The 22054-nt window shown below is 38.6% G+C and carries 25 protein-coding genes; 16 read left to right on the top strand and 9 right to left on the bottom strand.

Translation table 11 applies throughout. The features are described from left to right. Window positions 1–7 precede the first annotated feature (7 nt). From hsrA to dapF, 4 genes are all read left to right on the top strand, one after another. On the top strand, window positions 8–688 hold the full coding sequence (hsrA, locus tag OQH61_RS03270) for a homeostatic response regulator transcription factor HsrA (RefSeq protein ID WP_266025850.1): 681 nt from the start codon (window positions 8–10) through the stop codon (window positions 686–688). A gap of 201 nt (window positions 689–889) precedes the next feature. Further along, a complete protein-coding gene (locus tag OQH61_RS03265) occupies window positions 890–1678 on the top strand; it encodes a spermidine synthase (protein WP_266025848.1) in 789 nt (262 codons plus the stop codon). A gap of 3 nt (window positions 1679–1681) precedes the next feature. Then, window positions 1682–2296, top strand: a complete 615-nt coding sequence (coaE, locus tag OQH61_RS03260; protein WP_266025846.1) for a dephospho-CoA kinase — start codon at window positions 1682–1684, stop codon at window positions 2294–2296. Window positions 2297–2311: 15 nt separating this feature from the next. Continuing rightward, on the top strand, window positions 2312–3109 hold the full coding sequence (gene dapF, locus OQH61_RS03255) for a diaminopimelate epimerase (RefSeq protein WP_266025845.1): 798 nt from the start codon (window positions 2312–2314) through the stop codon (window positions 3107–3109). Window positions 3110–3116: 7 nt separating this feature from the next. Here the strand turns inward: dapF and OQH61_RS03250 are convergent, their stop codons facing one another. Together OQH61_RS03250 and OQH61_RS03245 are read right to left on the bottom strand one after the other, a co-directional pair. Then, window positions 3117–3368: an RNA-binding S4 domain-containing protein gene (locus OQH61_RS03250; protein WP_266025844.1), complete on the bottom strand. Its 252-nt coding sequence runs from the start codon at window positions 3366–3368 to the stop codon at window positions 3117–3119. Further along, window positions 3368–3817, bottom strand: coding sequence for a Sua5 YciO YrdC YwlC family protein (locus tag OQH61_RS03245; RefSeq protein WP_266025843.1), 450 nt, complete (start codon window positions 3815–3817; stop codon window positions 3368–3370). The genes OQH61_RS03250 and OQH61_RS03245 overlap by 1 nt, the downstream gene beginning before the upstream one ends. Window positions 3818–4000: 183 nt before the next feature. Here OQH61_RS03245 and flgE point away from each other — a divergent pair, with 183 nt between their 5' ends. Then, window positions 4001–6157 (top strand): flagellar hook protein FlgE, encoded by a 2157-nt coding sequence (gene flgE, locus OQH61_RS03240; protein WP_266025842.1) that lies wholly within the window; start codon window positions 4001–4003, stop codon window positions 6155–6157. Between the two features lie 155 nt (window positions 6158–6312). After that, a complete protein-coding gene (locus OQH61_RS03235) occupies window positions 6313–7236 on the top strand; it encodes a DUF2860 family protein (protein ID WP_266025841.1) in 924 nt (307 codons plus the stop codon). 24 nt (window positions 7237–7260) lie between these two features. On the opposite strand, the gene OQH61_RS03230 is transcribed toward OQH61_RS03235, so the two are convergent. Then, window positions 7261–7773 (bottom strand): DUF4149 domain-containing protein, encoded by a 513-nt coding sequence (locus OQH61_RS03230; RefSeq protein WP_266025840.1) that lies wholly within the window; start codon window positions 7771–7773, stop codon window positions 7261–7263. Window positions 7774–7898: 125 nt separating this feature from the next. Here OQH61_RS03230 and OQH61_RS03225 point away from each other — a divergent pair, with 125 nt between their 5' ends. Beyond that, window positions 7899–9038 carry an FAD-binding protein gene (locus OQH61_RS03225; RefSeq protein WP_266025839.1) on the top strand — a complete coding sequence of 380 codons (1140 nt, stop codon included), beginning with the start codon at window positions 7899–7901 and terminating at the stop codon, window positions 9036–9038. After that, entirely contained in the window at window positions 9039–10358 is a 1320-nt protein-coding gene (locus OQH61_RS03220; protein ID WP_266025838.1) for a CCA tRNA nucleotidyltransferase, read from the top strand. It abuts the gene before it with no gap. A gap of 34 nt (window positions 10359–10392) precedes the next feature. Here the strand turns inward: OQH61_RS03220 and ciaB are convergent, their stop codons facing one another. Next, window positions 10393–12351 carry an invasion protein CiaB gene (gene ciaB / locus OQH61_RS03215; RefSeq protein ID WP_266025837.1) on the bottom strand — a complete coding sequence of 653 codons (1959 nt, stop codon included), beginning with the start codon at window positions 12349–12351 and terminating at the stop codon, window positions 10393–10395. A 69-nt stretch (window positions 12352–12420) separates the two neighbouring features. Here ciaB and htpX point away from each other — a divergent pair, with 69 nt between their 5' ends. Further along, on the top strand, window positions 12421–13350 hold the full coding sequence (htpX, locus tag OQH61_RS03210; protein ID WP_266025835.1) for a zinc metalloprotease HtpX: 930 nt from the start codon (window positions 12421–12423) through the stop codon (window positions 13348–13350). 171 nt (window positions 13351–13521) lie between these two features. On the opposite strand, the gene OQH61_RS03205 is transcribed toward htpX, so the two are convergent. Beyond that, window positions 13522–13743, bottom strand: coding sequence for a hypothetical protein (locus tag OQH61_RS03205; protein ID WP_266025834.1), 222 nt, complete (start codon window positions 13741–13743; stop codon window positions 13522–13524). A 148-nt stretch (window positions 13744–13891) separates the two neighbouring features. Between OQH61_RS03205 and folE the strand changes: the two genes are divergently transcribed. Beyond that, window positions 13892–14491: a GTP cyclohydrolase I FolE gene (folE, locus tag OQH61_RS03200; RefSeq protein WP_266025833.1), complete on the top strand. Its 600-nt coding sequence runs from the start codon at window positions 13892–13894 to the stop codon at window positions 14489–14491. Between the two features lie 98 nt (window positions 14492–14589). Beyond that, window positions 14590–15735 carry a hypothetical protein gene (locus OQH61_RS03195; protein ID WP_266025832.1) on the top strand — a complete coding sequence of 382 codons (1146 nt, stop codon included), beginning with the start codon at window positions 14590–14592 and terminating at the stop codon, window positions 15733–15735. A gap of 207 nt (window positions 15736–15942) precedes the next feature. On the opposite strand, the gene OQH61_RS03190 is transcribed toward OQH61_RS03195, so the two are convergent. The 4 genes from OQH61_RS03190 to OQH61_RS03175 all read right to left on the bottom strand — a co-directional run bounded on the left by OQH61_RS03190 (window position 15943) and on the right by OQH61_RS03175 (window position 18093). Continuing rightward, window positions 15943–16086: a hypothetical protein gene (locus OQH61_RS03190; RefSeq protein WP_266025831.1), complete on the bottom strand. Its 144-nt coding sequence runs from the start codon at window positions 16084–16086 to the stop codon at window positions 15943–15945. Between the two features lie 488 nt (window positions 16087–16574). Next, window positions 16575–16700, bottom strand: a complete 126-nt coding sequence (locus OQH61_RS03185) for a hypothetical protein (protein WP_266025830.1) — start codon at window positions 16698–16700, stop codon at window positions 16575–16577. Beyond that, window positions 16701–16928: a hypothetical protein gene (locus tag OQH61_RS03180; RefSeq protein ID WP_266025829.1), complete on the bottom strand. Its 228-nt coding sequence runs from the start codon at window positions 16926–16928 to the stop codon at window positions 16701–16703. A gap of 376 nt (window positions 16929–17304) precedes the next feature. Next, a complete protein-coding gene (locus OQH61_RS03175; RefSeq protein ID WP_266025828.1) occupies window positions 17305–18093 on the bottom strand; it encodes a histidinol-phosphatase in 789 nt (262 codons plus the stop codon). Between the two features lie 108 nt (window positions 18094–18201). On the opposite strand from OQH61_RS03175, the gene OQH61_RS03170 reads away from it, so the two are divergent. From OQH61_RS03170 to ubiE, 5 genes are read left to right on the top strand one after another with little or no spacing between them, the layout of a single operon-like run. Then, the gene (locus OQH61_RS03170) at window positions 18202–18651 is read left to right on the top strand and encodes an META domain-containing protein (protein WP_266025827.1); all 450 of its coding nucleotides are present in this window, start codon (window positions 18202–18204) and stop codon (window positions 18649–18651) included. Beyond that, window positions 18648–19277 (top strand): YigZ family protein, encoded by a 630-nt coding sequence (locus OQH61_RS03165; RefSeq protein WP_266025826.1) that lies wholly within the window; start codon window positions 18648–18650, stop codon window positions 19275–19277. The genes OQH61_RS03170 and OQH61_RS03165 overlap by 4 nt, the downstream gene beginning before the upstream one ends. 12 nt (window positions 19278–19289) lie before the next feature. Then, entirely contained in the window at window positions 19290–19730 is a 441-nt protein-coding gene (gene hemJ, locus OQH61_RS03160) for a protoporphyrinogen oxidase HemJ (protein WP_266025825.1), read from the top strand. 8 nt (window positions 19731–19738) lie between these two features. Then, window positions 19739–21151 carry an argininosuccinate lyase gene (argH, locus tag OQH61_RS03155; protein WP_266025824.1) on the top strand — a complete coding sequence of 471 codons (1413 nt, stop codon included), beginning with the start codon at window positions 19739–19741 and terminating at the stop codon, window positions 21149–21151. Continuing rightward, entirely contained in the window at window positions 21144–21875 is a 732-nt protein-coding gene (gene ubiE / locus OQH61_RS03150) for a bifunctional demethylmenaquinone methyltransferase/2-methoxy-6-polyprenyl-1,4-benzoquinol methylase UbiE (RefSeq protein ID WP_266025823.1), read from the top strand. The genes argH and ubiE overlap by 8 nt, the downstream gene beginning before the upstream one ends. The last annotated feature ends 179 nt before the right edge of the window (window positions 21876–22054 follow it).

Here is a 22054-nt window from a genome sequence, read left to right as displayed (position 1 = left end):
AGAGAAAATGAGAATCTTAGTCATAGAAGATGATCCTACCTTATGTAAAAATATTGCAGAAATGCTTAATGAGCGTAGTTATCAGACTGATATCGCAGAGAATCTTAAGGATGGTGAATATTTTATTAGCATTAGAAATTATGATTTAGTATTGGCTGATTGGGATTTACCCGATGGTTGTGGGATTGAAATTATTGCACAAGTTAAAGAAAAATCTCCAAGAACACCAGTTATTATCATATCGGCTAAAACTTCAGCAGAAAATGAAATACGCGCATTTAAAGAGGGTGCAGATGATTTTGTGCCTAAACCTTTTAACCTTGAAGTGCTTTTAATTAGAATCCAAGCGCGGTTGCGTTTTTGGGGTTCAAGTGTGATTGAGATTGAAGATTTAGTCATTAATCCTGATGAAGAAAAAATTACTTACAGAGGGCAAGAAATTGAGGTTAAAGGTAAGCCTTTTGAAGTGCTTACACACCTTGCGCGCCATCGCGACCAAATTGTTTCTAAAGAGCAGCTGCTTGATGCGATTTGGGAAGAGCCAGAGCTTGTAACGCCCAATGTCATTGAAGTAGCGATAAATCAAATTCGTCAAAAAATGGATAAACCTCTTAATATTGGCACAATTGAGACGGTTCGCCGCAGAGGCTATCGTTTTTGCTATCCTAAAAAACCAAGTGAAAGCTAATTATTTCAATCACTTTTAAGTCCTCAAACGATATAATCTTATGCTTCCTTATAGACTTATGCAATAGGTTTATAAGACAACGCTTCAGGGTGGGAACACAGCAGAGCATCTTATGGATTTGTGTGCCATAAGCACCTGTAAGGGAGTTTAAGTCTTAAGACTTACTCATTCTTCTAAAGATTTATACTAAGGTTTTTGATTATGTGGATTACTCGTGGGCTTACGCCAAATTTCCGACAAGAATACATTGTTGATACGAAAATTTTAGATGCTCGTAGCACACACATTGTGGAGATTTTTAAAAGTGCAGATTTTGAAGAAGTAGCAATGATTGATGAAAAATATCTCTTGTTAAAAAAATATATTTTTATAGAATCTGAATTACTTGCTCATATTCCGCTTTGTTCTATTCCTTATCCAAAAAATGTTTTGCTTTTTCATAGTTTCAATCTTGAAATTGCTTATGAATGTTTCAAACATAATGTGAGCGTAGATTGTGTGCAGGGTGATAAAAAGAGCTTGGATTCTCTTATGAGTTTTTTACCTCATTTTCAAGAGGTGATACACCATAAACATTTTACACTCGTCTCTCAAGCAATGGAATTGGATATTAAAAAGTATGATGTCATTATCGCAGATTCTTTGCTTGATAAACATCAGCTTGATGGTTTATCGCGTATGCTCACAAATGAAGGTATATTGATTGCCCGCGCTCCACACCCACTGCTTGAAGAAGAGGCATTTACACAAAAATTAAGTGAATACACATCTTTTTTCCATATTATAATGCCTTTTTTCCCTCATTTAAGTATTTTGAGTGATAAGAGTTATATTTTTGCTTCTAAACATTTTCACCCTTGTGCAGATATGTTGCTTCAAAAGATTGATTTGCTTCCTCATTTGGAATATTATAATGCCAAGATTCACGAAAGTGCATTCGTATTGCCAAATTTTTTATTTGAGAAAATACAAGATATTGCAAAGTTTTGATGTATGAGTGCGCAATTAACATACGCAATCGCACTCACAGGCTCAATAGGCAGTGGAAAAAGCACACTTGTAAGCTTTCTTTCTCTCTATGGATTTCAAAGCATTTGTGCAGATTCTATTGCCCATAAGGTGCTTGATGAGCATAGTGCGGAAGTAGTTGCACATTTTGGCAAAGAGATTTTGCACCCTGATAACAAGATTAATCGTAAGGCACTTGGCAATATTATTTTTGCTTCCTCATCTCAACGCGAGCAATTACAAGCAATCCTCCACCCGCATATCAAAGAGGCGATTCTCTCTCAAGCACGAGAGCTTGAGGAAAAAAAAATGTGGTATTTTATAGATATTCCTTTGTTTTTTGAGGTCGGAGGCAAGGAGGTTTATCCTGTGGCACGCTCACTTGTGGTTTATGCTTCAGCAGAAAAAGCCATTGAGCGCATTATGAAACGCAATAATTTTACCCTGCAAGAAGCCAAAGCGCGTTTAGACGCTCAAATGCCCATAGAAGAAAAATGTCATCTTGCCGATGATGTGATTAATAATGATGGTGATTTGCGCACTTTACAACAATATGTAGAATCATATTTGCAATCTTTGCCTCTGCCAACTGATAAGTAATAAAAGGAGGATTCTATGCGTTTTGTCAAATATAGCAGCAATGGCAATGATTTTCTTATTTGCCACTCCCACTCTCATAATGATGGTTCGCGTCCTGCCCTTGCTAGAAGTGTTTGTGAGCGACATAATGGTATAGGTGCTGATGGTATGGTAGTGCTTATCCCTGCTCCAAGAGGTGCAGAATATGCTTATGAATGGGAATTTTATAATGCTGATGGTTCTAGCGCAAAAATGTGTGGTAATGCAAGTCGTAGTGTAGGGCATTATGCGTATATAGAGGGCATAGCTCAAAAGCGACATCAATTTTTAAGCGAAGTTGGACTTATTGGCATTGAATTAGATGAGAATGATATGACTTTAGTCCAAAGTGATTTGGGCAAGTGCAAAATACTCAAACAAAACATAAGTGAATCTAACCCTTATGGTGTGAAATCGTGGGATTTGCTAGATTCTGGAGTGCCACATTTAGTTGGTTTTGTCTCACAAGAGAGTGCTTTACCTGATAAAAAAGATACATTACTTGAACATTTAAGACACAAATATGATGCAAATATAAGTCTTGGTTTCATACAAAAAGACGCTATTAAGTATAGCACTTACGAACGCGGTGTTGAGGATATTACTCAAGCGTGTGGCACAGGTGCGATTGCAGTGTTTGCTATGGCTTTAAAGTTTGGATTATGTGAGAAATCTGCTATTTTGATTCCTCCAAGTAAGGATATTTTGCACCTGCGTATGAATGAGGATTCTCATATTCTTTTTAAGGGTGCAGTCAAACGCATTGCGGTGTGCGAGTGGCTTTTAGAATCTTAAGTATAATTTATTCAAAGATTTCTTTGCAATACTCACTGCTTTGAGATTTTGGAATCGTTTTTGTTGTGGGGATAGCCAAAACTTGATATATCTTAGTGTATTCAAGGTAATGAAGTCGTATAATATCGCCTACACGCACTTCTTTGCTTGATTTTGCAATGATATTATTGAGTGTTACTACACCATTTTCGCACATATCTTGTGCAATTTTGCGGCGTTTGAGGATATTTACACTGCTTAGAAACTTATCAATGCGCATTATCGCTTCCTTTTGATTGTGTGGTGATTAATTGTATATATTTTTGAGGGGGATTTTTGGCTAAAACCTCGTTTATCTAGCACGATGACATCACATTTTTGCCGCGCCCATATTTCATTAAAATCTTCTTTGGTTGGATTCGCAGAAGTGGAATACAGAGTTTTAAATTGCTCAAGAAAATGCGAATGCAGCCCCTCACGCACAAGCCTTATTGCTTTTTTATTAGGATAAATAAAGGTTGTATATTTGGCTTTTCGGATACGATTTTTATGCCCTTTTGGCACACGCACAAGCGTTTTAAGGATATGCAGTGAGCTGGATTCTATAAGGAGAGGTTGCTCTTTTGGACGCGATTTGCAGAGATTTAGAATCTCCGCGTTATGACTTAAAAATCCCGTAGTTGTATCACATTGGGCAAGATAAATAAGCGAGTGCGTGTTCTCTTTCATATTTTACCTTTTAGATTCTATATAAGATGAGCAATACTAACATAAAATACTTTTTAAAGCAAAGTAAAATTGCTTGGGCAAAAAATAATTTTTGAGTATTTGCATAAAACTTATTAAAATTGGAATATCTATTGCTTGTAAGTGCGTTATAAATATCGTAGATTCTATCAGAAAGGATGTAATATGTTAAGGTCTTTATGGTCAGGAGTTAGTGGTATGCAGGCGCATCAAATCGCGCTTGATGTGGAGAGCAACAATATTGCAAATGTCAATACCGTTGGTTTTAAATACTCAAGAGCATCTTTTGTGGATATGCTTTCACAAATTAAACTTATTGCAACTTCGCCTTATAAAAATGGATTAGGGGGGCAAAACGATTTTTCGGTAGGACTAGGTGTTGGGATTGATGCGACAACAAAAGTGTTTTCGCAAGGAAACACGCAAAATACTGATGTGAAAACAGATGTTGCCATTGAGGGCGATGGTTTTTTCATTATTTCTCCTGATAGAGGCACAACGCATAATTATACTCGTAATGGTGAATTTCTTTTTGATGCAAATGGGAATCTTGTAACCACAGGTGGATATGTCGTGCAAGGTTGGGTGCGTCCGCCACTAGAAGCAGCAGAATCTGGCACAATGAGTGATTTTGATTTTTTTAGAGTAGATAATACAGGACCTGTGCGTAATATTCAAATTGACCCCGGTATGGTTATGCCAGCACGCGCAACAAAAACTATTACTTTACGCGCTAATTTAAATGCAGGAAGACATATTGACCAAATGCAAGATGTAGCGGCTTTAGATTCCACAGCGCAAACTGCAGCAGATGGTGTAGTGGCTATATATGATTCGCGTGGAGTGCTTACACAAGTAGGCGAGGATTTGGGAGTGCTCTTTAATGATGATGGTGATGCCTTTGCGTTAAATGAGAATCAAGGTATTTGGTTGAGCTATAAAACTGCCGCCATTCGCCACGAGACCGTTGTAACGAATGAAGTAAGCTCAATAGGTATCAATGGCGAAAAAGTCAGTTTTTCAAATAATTCTGCAATGACAGGCGTAAGCTCAATCATAGCTGCACAAAATGCTATTAATTCATTGCGTGATAAAACAGGTGTAAATGCCTATGTAGATGCAGGACAGCTAAGAATTGAGAATCGTAACCAAATGGACGGCGGGGAAAAGGTAAAAAATATTCGTATTACTTCTGGTGGCACAGGTGTGTTGCAAAATTTTGTTGAAGGCGAGGAAGATATTACTGCCTTTAGATACCGCTATACCAAATCTGAAGATGCAGATTCTACCACAGGACAATTTAGGACGACAGAGGATTTGCGCGCCCTTATACAATATGATGCAAATATGATTAAAAATCCTGAAAAAACTTATTATGAAAGCACTGCCACGGTGGGAGTAACAATCAATCGTTGGGGTATGTTTGAAATTGCTAATCACGATGATGCCGATGATGAGCAACGCAATCTTAGCCTCTATGTTACAAGCCATTTTTCTGATAATGTAACAAATAATGTGCTTTTTAAAGAAACAATGAAAGCTTTAAATACAGCCTCTTTGATTGAAGGTGGTGCAGCAGTAAATACAGGTAAAATTGTCAAAGCTACCCACGCTACAAGTGTAGATATTGTAGATAGTTTGGGAAGTAAGCATAATATCCGCTTTGAGTTTTGGAAAACAGGCGATGCAGTATGGAGTTTTCGTGCGATTGTGCCTGAACCTGCGCAATTCATCGGTGGCTCTGTAACTAAACCAAATGTTTTTGAGGGCGGACGAGCGAGTTTTAATAGTGATGGTTCGCTTTCGGGTATGAATCCACCTGTTTTACAATTTGACCCCAAAAATGGCTCAAAAGGACCACAAAGATTGGAGCTTAAATTTGGTGCGAATGAAACCTTTGGTGGGCTTACAAGCGTAGATAAGATTTCAGAAACCTATTCAATTAACCAAAATGGCTACCAAGCGGGAGACTTAATGGATATTCGTTTTGACTCTAATGGTTCTTTGCTTGGTGCATTTAGTAATGGACGCTCTATTGCCCTTGCTCAAGTGGCTCTTGCAAACTTTGCAAATAATGCCGGTTTGCAAGCAGAGGGAGGAAATGTTTTTTCACAAACAGGAAACTCGGGAGAGCCAATGGTTGGTGCAGCGAATACAGGGCGTAGAGGCGGAGTGTCAGGTAGTAAGCTAGAGATGAGTAATGTGGATTTAAGTCGCTCTTTAACGCAGCTTATTGTTGTGCAAAGAGGATTCCAAGCAAACTCAAAAGCTGTAACAACTTCAGACCAGATTCTAAACACTCTCCTTAACCTCAAACAATAATACCTTAAAAGCTAGTAGGGAAGCCTATTAGCTTTTACTCACTTCTTTTTTATCCTTGTTGCTTTTTATTTTACACTCTTCATTAGGCTTGTTGCGTTTTTTTTTTTTTTTGATAGTATTCATATTTTGTTTTTATCAAATAAGAGGGGATACTTATGTATAAAAAGTTTATTTTCTTAGGGATTTGCTTGAATCTTGTCTTTTCCCAAGAGAATAAAAATGGTTTTCAAGGTTCAGTTATGCTTGGAGCAGGAGTGAGAATCATCAATAGTCATTTGTTCCCCCAACCTAAACATCATTTAAAGAGCCTTGAGGGCAAAGCAGATGATTATTATCAACCTATCCCTTTAATAGGCTTAGACATTTCTTATAATGGCATTTGGGGAGAGGATAAGATTTTTCTAAAAGGCTTTAGCGGCAGAGAATTAGGAGGGCTCAAGCTCGGATATAGCACTTTAATTAAAAAAAGACTAAGAAGTGAATTTGCGCTCATTAGCTCTATATATGAAAGAGCCTATGCAAATCCTTACATTGAGGGAGCACGTGAAGAAAGAAGTCTAAGCAAAGTTGGTTTTAGCACTACGCAATCTTATTTGTTCTCTCCTTATCATTATTTTTTTGTGAGTTATGTGCTGCAACATCACGATTATAAAGGTGAAAGCATACCCTATGAAGCTTTGAAGCGCAATAAATTTTTACATCAAGGTGAAATTGGCTATTCATTTATGATTCTTAAGATTTTGGCACATTATGACTATATAGTCGCAGATGGCGAAGCAGAGAGTTATTCAAATATTGGTGGCAAAATAGATATTACTATTCCCTTGATGAAAGGCACACTTGTATTTAAGCCAAGTTTTGGGTATTTTGAATACCAAAGCCAAGCTATCAATCCTATTTTTGATAAACTTCGGAGCGGTTTTGTAGCACAAGCAAGCCTTTCAATGTATAAACTCAACTTTTTTCACCCTCGCGTCTTATTTTTTGCAAGTTATAAAAAAGAAAAGCGCAAAAATAATATCAGCTTTTATGATGAAGATTATCAATATATAATGAGCGGTTTAGGCTATCGCTTTTAGTAAATCTCTTAAGATTCTTTAGATTTAAGCTTTAGAATGAGGGGCAATAGGAGTGCTTCCGATAAAGCCTCTCCACAACGCAGATACACTTAAACCTACAAGCAGAATCTTAAATACAAGCTCACTTTGCTTGTGCATAGAATCAAATTCAGGTGTGGCGATATTGCCCAAGTTTTGAGCTTCCATAATATAAGGCGTATAATAAAGCGTGAAAAGAAAAATCATAATAACATTAATCCCGCCAATAAGCGTCCAAAAACGTCTTTGATTGCTTAATTCAAAGAGTTGTGCGCTCCAAAATGTAAGCAATTCATAAATGATAATCACTCCTGCAAGTATATTAAAAAATACATTACATTTGGTAAAAATTGTCCCCATAAGCAAGCCACTATCGCTTATGGAAAGCTGTGGGAGGAAACCTTGAGCTTTAAAAATTGTAGCTGCAGCAAAAACACAGGCTATGATAACGCCCACACCACTACCGAGCAAGAGGATATAAATAGAATCAAACACGCGAAAGATTTTAGGGAGATTCATTCTTATTCCTTTATTTTTGATTTTCATTATCATAATTTAAAGATACTTAATTAAGCCTTATATTACAAAAACGCGTTAGAATCACGCATTGATTTTACAAATATAAAATAAATAAAAGGGCAAAAATGAGCGTGGATTTAGGAGAGTATGATATAGCGATTATTGGGCTAGGTGTTGCAGGGAGCAATCTCGCCGCACTTTTGCAGTCTCATCTTAAAGTCATCGCCATTGATAAAAAAGATGCACAAGGGCATTGCAATGATGAGTATTTTCATAAGCCTTGTGGTGGGTTACTCTCTGAAGGTGGGCAAAAGGCTTTTGCCAAGCAAGGTTTGAATCTCCCGCATACGATTTTAGTCAAAGAGCAAATTTTTGCTATCAATACGATTGATTGGCATTATCCCTATGCTTCATATATCCAAAAAGCCTATATCAATATGGAGCGACATCGTTTTGATTTGTGGCTTAAATCGCTTATCCCCCCTCATATTCATACTTTTCATAAAGCTTACTTTAAGCGTATAGAACAAACAAGTAGTGGAGATTATGGCATTTATTTTACCCAAAGCGTGGATTCTCAAAATACATCTTATCATTGTCGCGCACGCTTTGTTGTAGGTGCAGATGGTGCGAAAAGTCATATTCGCCGTTGGCTTTATCCACAGCTTAAAACACCCTCTCTTGTGTGTATCCAAGAATGGTTTAAAGAATCTAACCCACCAATGCTTTCTTGCATATTTGATAAAGAGCTAACCCCAAGTTATAGTTGGAGTATGTCCAAAGATGAGTATTTTATCTTTGGTGGAGCATATCCTCATCAGCAATGTCAAAGAGCATTTACATTGCAAAAGCAGCGATTGCAAAGTTTAGGATTTGTTTTTGGACAACCTCTTAAGCGCGAAGCCTGTCTTGTGCTGCAACCAACGAGGTGGCGTGATTTTGTGCGAGGTAAAAATGGAGTATTTCTCATCGGAGAGGCAGCAGGATTTGTCAATGCAAGCACTTTGGAGGGTATTAGCGGAGCGATGAATAGCTCACGAATCTTAAGTGAGATTCTCAATACTTTGCAAGTAAATGCAACAAGTGCAAATCCTACATCACTTCATCGCACTTATGCAAAGCGCACGCGATTGCTTGTGTGCAAAACGCTTTTTAGAGCTTATGTGCGCTATCCCTTTATGTTCGTGCCATTTTTGAGGCGCTTTATTTTGCGATTTGGCATATTGCGTGTGCGATGTGGGCTTAAAAATAAACATATTATTTAAATGAAACACTCTGCTTTCACTCCGCATTTGCCCACAGCAGTTTTACATATCCTTGAAACTTTACAGGGTGCAGGATATGAAGCTTATATCGTTGGTGGTTGTGTGCGCGATATGATTCTTGCTCAAAGTACTCACACGCCTTATGTTGCAAATGATTATGACATCACAACTTCGGCACTGCCACAAGAAATAATGAGGCTTTTTGCACATACGATTTCCACAGGGCTCAAATATGGCACTATAAGTGTTTTGATAGAATCTCAAAGCTATGAGGTTACAACCTTTCGTATTGATGGTGTATATAGCAATGCGCGTTCTCCCAAAAATGTTACTTTCACGCGTTCTCTTGTGCAAGATTTGCAAAGGAGAGATTTTACTATCAATGCTCTTGCATATGCGCCACAATGCGGACTTATTGATGAAGTGGGAGGCTTGAGAGATTTATATCATAAGCGTATCGTGTGCGTGGGGAATCCTTTGAGCCGATTGAGTGAAGATGCTTTGAGGATTTTGCGTGCTTTGCGCTTTAGTGCTACACTTGGCTTTGAGATAGAATCCAACACAAAAGCGGCGATTTTTTCGCTTTGTCCCAAAGTGCGTCTTATCGCCAAAGAGCGCATAAAAGTAGAATTGACAAAGCTTTTGTGCGGAGCGTGGGCAAAAGCAGTGCTTCAAGAGTTTAAATCTGTGATAGGTGAAATCTGCCCACAAATGCGCGAGATAATCACACATAACACTTTATGGCAGCGCACACTTTGTATCTTAGATAATCTTACTTCTCCAAATCCAACTCTTGCGTGGGGAGCATTTTTGTATTATACAGATGAATTACAAGTGCGAGATATATTGAAATCACTCAAATTTGATACGCACAGCAAAGAATACACTTATTCCTTGCTTGAGTGGGCTAAAAAGCCTCTAAAAAATAACCCTATCGCACTTAAGAGTATGCTTGTGGATATGGGAGGGCGTGAAAAGGGCGTAGTAATGTTTAAAGATGTGTTAAAACTTAAAACTGCGCTCATAAACGCACAAGATTCGGAAGATAAAGCGCAGGAAAACGAAATGCTTGAACGCATATCCTCTCTTGTAGCACATATTCTTGCTTCCTCCACACCTTTAGAACGCAAAGAATTATGTCTTAATGGCAGAGATTTAATCCATATTGGAGTGAGTGAGGGCAAGAGAGTAGGGGAGATTCTGCATTTGTTGCATCAAGAAGTATTGCACGAACGAGTGAGCAATACAAAACAAGCGCTCTTATCAAAAGCACAAGAGATTTTAGAATCTAAAAAGTGTGAGCTTGAGCCTAAAGATTAAGAGCATAAATGCGTTTATTGATTGCGAGATTCTTTTAAAGAATCTCCCCGCCAATAAGTTTATATCGCTCCCAATAATGCTCTACAAATGCCCTCACTTGCGAATTTATAGGATAATAGCCTTTGGTATCTACAAAATGTTTGAGCCATTGCTTTGCAGGGAGCTTTTGCAGATAATGCTGTGCAAGAGAGGCATAAGTGCGCTGATACCATTGCATTAATGCTTTGTATTGCGTTGTATCAATGTGTAGTTTAGGATTCGCAGATTGATTGAAACTAAGTACGCCGCTTTCAAACATACCGCTTAAGTGGATTAATCCCTCACAATAATATGCTCGCACCTCAATGCTCTCTCGCCACGCCATAAGCTTTACTGCACGAGTAATTGTATCATTCAGGAGTGCGCAGAGGATTTTTTCTTTCCCGCCAAGTTGAGATTCATAGAGGGCTATATCTTTGTGTGCTGTGTGAGCAATTTTGCCCTCATAATGCAAAAAATACGCTACAAGCCCACCACAAGTGGCTTTAAACTCTTCAATATTTTTAAACTCTCCATCAACATTCATACATATTTCGCTTTCGCGCTCAATCCACAAAATATGCCCAAATTCGTGCCCATTTGTGCTTATATCATAAATGTAATGCCATAAGGTTTGTTTATCAAATAACACATCGCGCATTTCTTGCAAAAATGCAGCAGGGAAAAACTCGGCATTGATTTTCATTTGTGGCTTGGCTTGTTCTTGTGCGATGATTCTATCAGGGAATGCAAAAATTTTCTTGCCTTTTAAACGCGAGATATATTCATCATTTGGGATTACTTGAGCGGAGAATAAGCCATTATTTTCAGCACCATAGACAAGCACAGGGAGGGCAGTATAAAGTGTAGTTTGCTTCAATGCACTTCGCACATTATCCTTTAATGCCCCACTTGCATTGAGTTGCTCACTCATCATTTCAAACATCGCTTTTATATTCGCCTTTGTGTGTGAAGGCAGTGTGTTTTGAGGACTTTGTAGGCGCAAATCCCATTCGGGCGCGACACTATGACGATAAATATCTTCATAATACTCAAAAGGGTGCGCAATTTGCAAAGGTGTATCAATATGTAACCATTGTGAATCCACCTCCTGCCACCGCTCTATGAGATGAGTGCTATCACACTCTGCCCACGCGGCATAAAGTGCTTTAAAATATGCAATATAAGCTTGCTTGCGATTGTATATATCATCTTGTAAGCCCTCTAGTCGTTCAATGCTTATTTGTAAAGCTTCAAGTATGTGTGCTACTTCTTGAGGAAAGGCTTTTGCATAAGCACAAGAGACAAAAGAGTGAGTATCAGGCAGAAATTGCGGTACAGAGTAGCACCGCCCAGCGATTTGTCCTTCTTTATCGCACTCCAAAGTATGTTCAAGCAGTGTGAGGGCTTCCTCAAAGCCATAAGTGTGCTCTAAATCACGATTTATCCCATCAATGAGCTGTTTTTGCCATATCTTAAAAAACTCATTCATCGCAAGTCCAATGCGATGTGTGCTTTTCAAAATCTCGCGGTAAAACGCATTTAAAAGCTTTTGCTTGCAAATAGATTCTATAAATTCACTCTGAATGCGCTCATAATACTCCATTACAAAATCAAGCAGCAGTGCTCTACACGAATTGACATATTGCTCTTGGCTTTGCTGTGTCTCCAAAGAGGGTGTAGTGTGAGATTCTTGAGACTTGGCTTGGTTTTTGAGAATCTGCACGATTTTATCTTCGCGCAAACTAATAATGCGTTCCGCCAAAGCCATAAGCGTAGGCATTGTAGGCTCAAGTGAGCATTGCTTGGCAAGAGTGCAAAGGAGCTGATATTTTTCTGCTATTGCGGGAGAATGTGCGCTTGAGTGGGGTTTATCTTGTGCTTGTATCGCTTCAAAAAATTCGTATAAACGCGCATTTATCTCCTTGCTCATTGTATATATACGCGCTACATCTTGTGTAACTTTTTCGGACATATCATTCCTTTTTTAAAAATTAGTAAAACTTTGCCATAATATTGCTTATTAAAGAGTAAGGAGAAGAGAATGAATCCGCATTTTGAACGCATTATCGCTCAAAATAAGCTTAAAACTTATGCGGTTTTGGCTGTGTATATTGCTATTTTTACGCTTATTGGTTTGCTTGCAGATATTATTCGCATTGACGCTTCAAGTTTGCAAGAGGGATTTATAATGCTTCTTAGTTTTTATGAATTTCCTGTGATTACCTTTGGTATGGCAGTTGTGGCGGTGGGCATTATTCTCTTTAGTGTGCAGCGCTTTTCGCACATTATGTTAAGTGGCAACGAATACAAACGCATTAATCCTAATAATGTCCTCTCGCGTCAGGAATCTCGCCTTTATGGTGTATTTCAAGATGTGCTTAGGAGGGCAAATTGCTCTTTTGAACCTGCACTTTATATTATGGAAGCACCTTATATGAATGCTTTTGCAAGTGGTTGGAATGAGAAAAATTCTATGATTGCAGTTACTTCGGCACTTTTAGAGCGATTAGATGAGAGTGAGCTCAAAGCAGTAGTGGCACACGAGCTAAGCCATATTCGGCACGGAGATGTGCGATTAACGATGTGTGTAGGGATTTTAAGCAATATTATGCTCTTAGGCGTGAATATTTTTGCATTCTATTTTAGCTCTGCTCAATCTCAAGGAGCAAGAGCGGCACGAAGTATTTTGCTTATCTTGCAATTTGTTCTCCCGCTTCTTACACTTGTGCTTAGTCTTTTTATCTCTCGCTCTCGTGAGTATATGGCGGATTCGGGCGCGGCGTATTTGATGAAAGGGAGTGAGCCAATGGTTCGCGCATTGCAAAAAATCAGTCAAGATTATGTGCAAAATAACTATCAAGAGCCAAATCCTACACGAGCAAATGCCTATCTTTTTGGCATAGGTGAGATTCTAAGCACCCACCCAAGTATCCAAAATCGCATAAAAGCTCTGCTCGGACAACATTTTTAAAATGAAATTTATTTATCGCAAAAAAAGGTTTATCCTCTCCCGTTCGCAGTCGTGCCGCTCACCCCTTAGCCCCGAAAAAGTCGCCGCTTTTTCGGCAATCAAGGGGAGAGCCTCGCTTATCCACTTTTAGCTTCGCATTGGCAGAGGCACTCCTGCCTCTTTTTTCCAATGCTACGCACCACGAAGTGGGCGAGATTTGTTATAAATATAATTAGCTGTGAGGTAATCCTCACAGCGATAAAATAAAATCGTGCATTGCACAAACCTTAAAGCGTTGTCGGGGGTGAGCGGTATATCTGCGAACGCCACGCAGTGGCAGGGAAGCATAGCGGGGATAGATAAGGGGGAGGGAGCGACTTCGTGCTCTTGCGAAGCACTAGCCCACACTTGCACATTCAAGCCCCTTCCCCTTATCAAAAAAAATACTCAAAATAAAAAACCATAAGCAAAAATATTATACAATGCGCCCATAACGCAAAGTAATGCACCACAAACGCAATGAATGCAATTTGAATGCGTAAATTTACAAAGTGAGAACAATATGCAAAAATCTAGCCACGATTCCCTTTCAAATCAGCACTCTACAATCTTAGAGCGAAATGCTCAAAGCTTTTTTGAATCTCTATGCCAAAGCGTAGGCGAAAATCCTACACGAGAGGGGCTACTGCGCACGCCACAGCGCATAAGCCACGCATTTTCAGATATGCTCAGTGGCTATAATAAAAGCCCAAAAGAGGCACTCGGCAGTATTTTTGAAGATGGTGTGTGTGATGAAATGATAGTACTCAAAAAGTTACATTTTTACTCTATGTGCGAACATCATCTTTTGCCATTTTTTGGGCATATTTCTATTGGATATATCCCTGATAAAAGGCTTGTAGGTATTAGTGCCTTAGCGCGATTGGTAGAGATATACACGCATAGATTACAGATTCAAGAATGTCTCACAGCACAGATTGCAGACGCACTTATTGCCGAGATTAAGCCCAAAGGAGCGATGATAGTATGTGAGGCACGACATCTTTGCCTTGAGATGAGGGGCAAAGAGAGAGAATCTTTTATCATCACTTCTGCTTTGCGCGGACTTTTTCAAAAAGATTCCCGAACAAGAGCCGAATTTATGCAGCTTATCAAAGATTAGTATTTTAAAACTTCTTTTTTTTATTGACAAAAGTGTTTTTTTTGGTAACAATGTGCCCCTAATCTGTTTAGCAGATAATTACTTTTTGGAGGTTTCTAATGAAAAAAATTGTTGTAAGCAGTGCTTTGTCAGCTCTTCTTGTGTTGCCAGCGGCAGCTTTTGAAGTCTATAATGCTGATGATAAAAAGCTTGATGTGTATGGCTCTATTCGTGGTTTTGTTGGTATGGGTGAAAATACTCATAAGGACACAAGTACTAGAAACGCTGCACCATTTTTATTTGGTGTGCAAAACAACTCAAACTTTGGTGTGAAATTTCACGCAGATAAATTTAGCGCACAAGTTGAAATAGGTGCGGTTGAATCAGACCCAAGCCTTACAACCGTATCTCCTTTGCGTTTGTTTTGGGGTTCGTATGATACAGGTATGGGGACTATCCTTATAGGGAAAGCACAAACTCCCACAGCAGATACAAGCTTCTCAAATGACTTGTGGAACAACGATATGGGTTCTTGGGGCTTTGGTGGTGTAGCGACATCAGATAGAAAACTTCAAGCACAATATAGTGTCGCAGGATTGAGCCTTGCGCTTGTGAATGATTACTTAGCTTCAGGTTATGGTGTAAGTAATGAAATGCCTCGTATTGCAGTGAGCTACTCTGTGGGTGATAAGGCAAATCCTGTGTTTAAAATCGCTGGAGCTTACAAACACTATAATCCAACAGCTATGACAAGAGGTAGTTTAAACGCAGGTAATTTGGATAATAATACAGGCTCTAATGATGCGTGGCATATTTTTGTGGGTGCGAAACCTACATTTGGCAGTTCTTGGCTCTCTCTCGTAGCTCACTATGGTAAAAACGCACATATCTATGGGAATCAAGGCACTGCTACCAATGTTGGAGGTTGGGCGCACTCAAGTGTTAGTGATGGATTGACAGCCTTAACTGAAGGTATAAGCATCAAACGTTCAGGGGGTAAGGTTGAATTTGGGACAGCCCTTTCTAAAGAATTGTCATTTATCGTAGGTGCAGGGTATCAAGAAACATTTGGTAATGGCACAGCTGGTAAATTTAAGGGCTATACTGCATTTGTGCAACTCCCCTATAAAGTCAGTGCAAATTTGACACTCTCTCCTCAAGTAGGCTGGTATCAACAAGATAATGTAGCCACAGCAAATAAACCATTGACTAGAGAGCCAATCGCAAGTGTTAATGGTGCAGTGCGCGTAAAATGGGATTTCTAAGCGAAGAGTGAGCAAAAGCTTTAAGGCGGCACTTGTCGCTAACTCCTTTGAAAATCTAAGGTGAGACAATCTTGCCAATTCCTTTATTGAATCCTTAAAGCCTAGGGTATAACGCTTTAGGCTTTGGGTTTTATTAATCCTCTTATCTTTTATATGTGAATTTGGAAAGTGTATGTTTTGTGTGTAAAATGAGCCAATGTCCTTAAACTATGAGCAAATTTTATTTTTTTCAAGCATTTTTAAAATCATTATTCTAGTTTTTTTAGTAGCGTTATCTAGCATTGTAACAATCATTATGACAGAAGCCAAAAGTGTTAAGGCAGCCAATATGCTAACACATATCCCAATCATTCTGACTCCTCAATTTTATTTAAATCTCCAATGATTCTTTTACTAAGAACATAAATTCTTGGTTGTTTTATTTGGATTCCATTGATTTTATTAAAAACAAAGTGCAAAAAATTATCGTGGCTAGACTAAAACCAACTAGGATTAATCCATTAATCATTCCATATCCTCCAATTCTTTTAATTTCTTATTGTGTGCCATTAATATAAGCACGAATACCGAAGCTAGTGATATTAAAATCACTATCCCAATAAACACTTTTGAAAGAGTGAGATTTTCTAAGTTTGCTACTGCATACCCCAATACACCGAATATTGATGTAAGAAATAATATAGCAAACACTCTTAATGTGCCTATTTGTTCTTTTATGCTGTATTTTCTACTCATAGTGCCATTATATCACAAAAGCTTGAGGATATACGCTTAATCGGTTAAAGTTTTACCCAAAAACCAAGTGCAAAAGGCTATGGCTAAAAGACTTAAGCCGATTTCTACGATTTTTGTTTGTCCTTTGGAGATTCACTGCTTTTTTTATCATCAAGAGCGACTTTAATCGCCATTATGGGTATGAAAAATAAACCTAGAGCTATGATAGCAAGTGTAACATTTTCAATCATTTATAAGTCCTCCAAATTGTTGATGTGTTTATTAATGCGCTTATTAAGCAAAAAACCAGCAATAAACAAGCCTATGAGAGACAAAGAACCGCAGACAAGAAGCAAAGATTCTGTTTTATGGATATTTGTAGCTAACCAGCCGCCAATAGCTAAAAATGTAGCTACCACTATGCCAAGCCAAAATTTTAAAATGCCTATTTTTTCTTTTTCTTTGTCTAATTTACTCATAATAAAATTGTATCATATTTATTCCGCTTCTTAAGCAAAAATCGCTATTTACATATAGCCCTGACAGCATACAAGCATAAAGCACAAAAAGTAAATATTGTAAAGATTGCTACGAATAAGCCAATCATTCTAATTCCTCCAATTCATCAAGTTTTTTGACAAGATAGCGTATGAGAAAGTAAAAGAATATTGCAATTACCACAGCTCCCATTATAGAAGCTATTACTTGAAATGTGTTAATTGTTTCAATATTGATGACTACAAAGGTAAAGATACCAAACAATGCAGTCAATAAGGCAAATATAAAACCTTTAACAAATTCAAGTGTGAATTTTATACGCTCTTTTTACTCATAGCACAATTATATCACAAAAGCTTAGAATCTAATATTTTGAGGTTGCTTTTGTCTGAAATACAGCGCAGAATCATAACCTACGCTTTTAGCTAAGGCGCATAAATCCGCATATCTAAATCCGATATGCGCCACACTATGTGCGTCTGAACCAAAAGTGATAGGAATGCCTTTCTTGTAGGCTTTGTGCAAAATAGCAGGACTTGGATAAGCTTCGTTAATGGGCTTTCGCCACCCTGCAGGATTAAGCTCTAGGGCGAGATGATTATCGGCAATAGATTCCAAAGCTAAGTCTAAATAAGGCTCACACGAGGGAGGAATGCTATGTCCAAAAAGTTTAAGCAAATCAAAATGTCCTACAATCTGAAATAAGCCACTTTGCGCCATACTCTCAATGGACTTAAGATATTGCTTCCAGCACTCACACATATCTACTTTGGCATATTCACCAATAAATGCGGGATTATCAAACCCCCAAGTGCCTAAAAAATGCACTGAACCAATGAGATAATCAAAGGGATATGCGAATACACAAGATTCTAATAAATCCTCTCTATGGAGGATATAATCCACCTCTAGGGCGCAGAGAATCTCAATGTTATCTTTAAATTCTTCTTGCAAGGCACGCACTTCTGCGCAGTATAAAGGCAGCTCTTGCACATTCATACGATAGGCTTCATCAAAAGCCATAGGGGAATGGCAAGAGAATCCAAACACATTGATATTATGCGCAAGTGCTTCTTGGATATATTCCCTCATCGTGCCTGTGGCGTGATGACAAAGGCTTGTGTGATTGTGTAAATCAATGCGCATTTGCTCTCCTTGTGTTTTATGATATGCGTTTGTTTGCATTGAGATTCTATAATGGCACGCTTATAAATGGCTTATAAATAATGCTGAATCAATATAAATGGGGCGAAAATGACATATAAATCTTTTATCAAAATAGGGTTAGCTGCGTTTGTGGCACTCAATATGAGTGGGTGTTTTGTGAATCTTATCAAGCAAGAATATAAAGATTCGCTTTTAGAAGATGAAAAGCAATGGTATGTGTATAAATTTACGCTTAAAGATGGGCGGGAGTTTGAACCTATTTGGAAAGAGGCTCAATCAACTATGAGCTTTGATACCGAAGAAAATCGTATTTTTGGCGTGAGTGTGTGCAATAACTATTTCGCTACCTTTGCATTAAAGGGCAAAAAACTTAAACTAAGTGCCACAGGTGCGTCTCGCCGACTTTGCCACCCAAGTGAGAGTAGCGGATATGAATTTTGGTTTGTGCGTTCTTTGGAGGGGGAATTTGTCGTAGAAAAAGAGGGCAAGGAAATGCGTTTAAAGGGTGAGCACGCTACTTATTATTTACGCAAATGAAAACGCTTGCTATACAAGATTCAAAACAAGTCCCACTGCAAATACAGGGCAGTTTTGAGAGTAAAGGCTCAAAGTTTCTAAGCTTTCTTTTTCCTTTTGTGCAATTTGATGAGGGCTTACTTTGTTTAAAAAAGCAGCACTCAAAGGCAGTGCATTTTGTGAGTGCGAGTAGGCATTATAATGAATATGGGCAGATTCTAGAATCTTTTGATGATGACAAAGAGCCAAGAGGAAGTAGCGGCACACCAAGCCTCAATGTCTTGCGTGGCGAGGAACTTATTGAGGTAGGCGTGGTGATAGTGCGATATTTTGGTGGCACATTATTAGGTGTGGGTGGTTTAGTGAGGGCTTATACAAATGCGGTGCAAGAAGCCATAGAATCTGCTAAAGCACAAGGATTGCTCATTGATTACATACACGCGGAGACTTTTAGCCTACATATTGCTTACTCTGCGCTTAGTGTATGCGAATACGAGGCAAAAAAGCTAGGATTAGACTTTAAAAAAGAGGCGTTTTTGCCCTTTGGCGTGCAAGTGAGAGTGCAAGGAGAAAAGAAATGCCTTGAAATGTTTAAAACAATGTATAATAACAACTTTGTTTTTCACACTCAATCCCAAATGAACTAAAGGAGCAGAGCAATGGAGTATTTGTATATTAAAGTGTTACATATTGTAGCGCTTATTTCGTGGATGGCAATGTTTTTTTATCTTCCACGATTATTCGTTTATCACGCGCAGTATGCAGATAAAGCGGAGTTTGTAGAGATTGTCAAACTCCAAGAAATGAGGCTGTATAAATATATCGGTTTGCCTGCATTAGTGCTTACGCTCCTTAGCGGAGGGGTGATGATAGCACTTAATCCTACATTATTTAAGGTGGCAGATTCTGGCTTATGGCTGCACATTAAGCTTATATTCGTGCTTTTATTTGTGATATATCATTGTGTGTGCGGATATTTTATTAAGGCTTTGGGTAAAGGCACTTGCACCAAAAGCCATAGATTTTTTAGAATCTTTAATGAGATTCCCACACTTTTAGTCATTGTGATTGTATTTCTGGCAGTGTGTAAGCCATTTTAGGAGAGGATATGGCAAAATTATGGGGAGGACGCTTTGAATTGGATTCAAGTGCGCTTTTAGAGGAATTTAACGCTTCTATTTTCTTTGATAAGCAGCTATGGCGTGAGGATATACAAGGCTCAAAGGCACACGCAAAAATGCTACACAAAATCGGCATTTTGAGTGAAAAAGAATTACAAGATATTGTAAATGGACTTGATTGTATTGCACAGCGCATTGAGCGTGGTGAGTTTGTCTTTAGCGCAAGTGATGAAGATATACATATGGCAATAGAATCTGCTTTGACTGCCCTTATTGGCGATGTGGGCAAGAAGCTTCATACTGCACGTAGTCGTAATGACCAAGTGGCAGTAGATTTTCGCCTGTATGTGTTAAGATATAATAAAGAAATTACGAAGCTGCTTTTAGAACTTATGGAATCTATCCTTGCAATAGCCAAAACGCACACTCACACCATTATGCCGGGTATGACGCATCTCCAACACGCACAACCAATTAATTTTGGCTTTGCCCTTGTAGCGTGGGCGTGTAATTTTAAACGCGATGTGGAGCGATTATTCAGTGATTATACGCGCAATAATAAATGTCCGCTGGGCAGCGGCGCATTAGCTGGCACACCTTACAATAATGATAGAATCTTTCTTGCCAAAGAGTTGGGATTTGATGAACCTACGCTTAATGCGATGGATTCGGTAAGTGATAGGGATTTTGCCCTTGATATGTTGTATTCTCTCTCTATGGTGATGATGCACATTTCTCGCGTGGCAGAGGAGCTTGTGCTATGGAGTAGCTCGGAGTTTAAATTTATCTCTTTAAGTGATGAATACGCCACAGGAAGCTCTATAATGCCACAGAAAAAAAATCCTGATGTGCCTGAACTTTTGCGCGGAAAGAGTGGGCGCGTGTATGGGGCGCTTATGGGGCTGCTTTGTGTAATGAAAGGATTGCCTTTTGCCTACAATAAAGATACGCAAGAAGACAAAGAGGGCGTATTTGATGCAATTAAAAATGTGGTGCTTTGCCTTAGAATCTGCAAAGAATGCCTCAAAACGATGAGTATCCACACTGAAAATATGTATAAAATGGCGAAAATTGGGCATTTGAGTGCTACCGATTTGGCGGATTTTTTAGTGCGTGAGTGTAATGTAGCATTTCGCGATGCGCATCATATCACAGGGCAAGTTGTAGCGTATGCAGAAAGTAAAGGCGTAGATATAAGTGATTTGTCTGAAGAGGAGATTATGAGTGTGGATTCTCGGATTAGGCAAGGTGTAAAATCTGTGCTATGTTTAGAATCTTCTATGAATGCGCGCAATAGCCTTGGTGGCACAGCGATAATGCAAACTTCTGCTCAAATTGAAACGCTTACATCTTTTGTGCGTGAGCAAATGGTGCATTTAACAGGGGATAAAGATGAGTGAAAAACAAGAGCAAATTGTAAATATGTTTAATGATATTGCTCCAAGCTATGATAGGGCAAATCGTGTGATGAGTTTAGGCATTGATGTGAGGTGGCGTAAAGAGGCGTGTAAGAAAGCGTATGAGGCTTTAGGCAAAGATGAAATCTCGTGTGTGCTTGATGTGGCGTGTGGCACAGGTGATATGTTGTTGCATTGGTATAATGAAGCTCAAAAGGCGCATAAACATATCGCACAAATGCGCGGGATTGACCCCTCTCTTGGTATGCTTGATGTGGCTAGAGGGAAACTTGCGCCATTTTTTGTATCCGATACTTTAAGCTTGGATATTGGTGAAGCAAAGGCATTATGTATAGAATCTCAAAGTGTGGATATTCTCTCAATCGCCTATGGATTGCGCAATGTCGTAGAGCTGGATAAGGCACTTGATGAATTTGCGCGTGTGCTTAAAAGCGGGGGTGTTCTTGTGATTTTAGAATTTATGAATAACAAGCCTAGAGGACTCCTTGATATATTTATGCGCTTTTATACGCGCAAGATTCTCCCTGTGGTAGGGGGGATTATCTCTCATAATTATGGAGCTTATAAGTATTTGCCACATTCTATTGAGGGCTTTGTAAGCAGTGAGCAGCTGACACAAAAGCTTTTAGAGAGGGGAATAAAAAGTTATTTTATTAAGGGATATAGTGCGAATATTTCTACACTTTATGTAGGTGTGAAAGCATAAATATCCAAAAGCGATATAAAAAATTTATTTTAGTAACAAAGTTATTCTTTTGCTTTACTTTTTAAGGGGTTATTTACAAAAATATCTTACCATAAGAAAGACTAAATGAGAGTAAAAAGCATAATTCCCAATAGCGCACAGAGCATATTTAAGGTTTTTGAAAGCCTAGCCCAAAGCGT

The organism is Helicobacter sp. MIT 21-1697, assembly GCF_026241255.1.
GTDB lineage: Bacteria > Campylobacterota > Campylobacteria > Campylobacterales > Helicobacteraceae > Helicobacter_C.
Note: the sequence above shows the minus strand (reverse complement) of the source record. Positions and strands in the feature narration are given on the sequence as shown.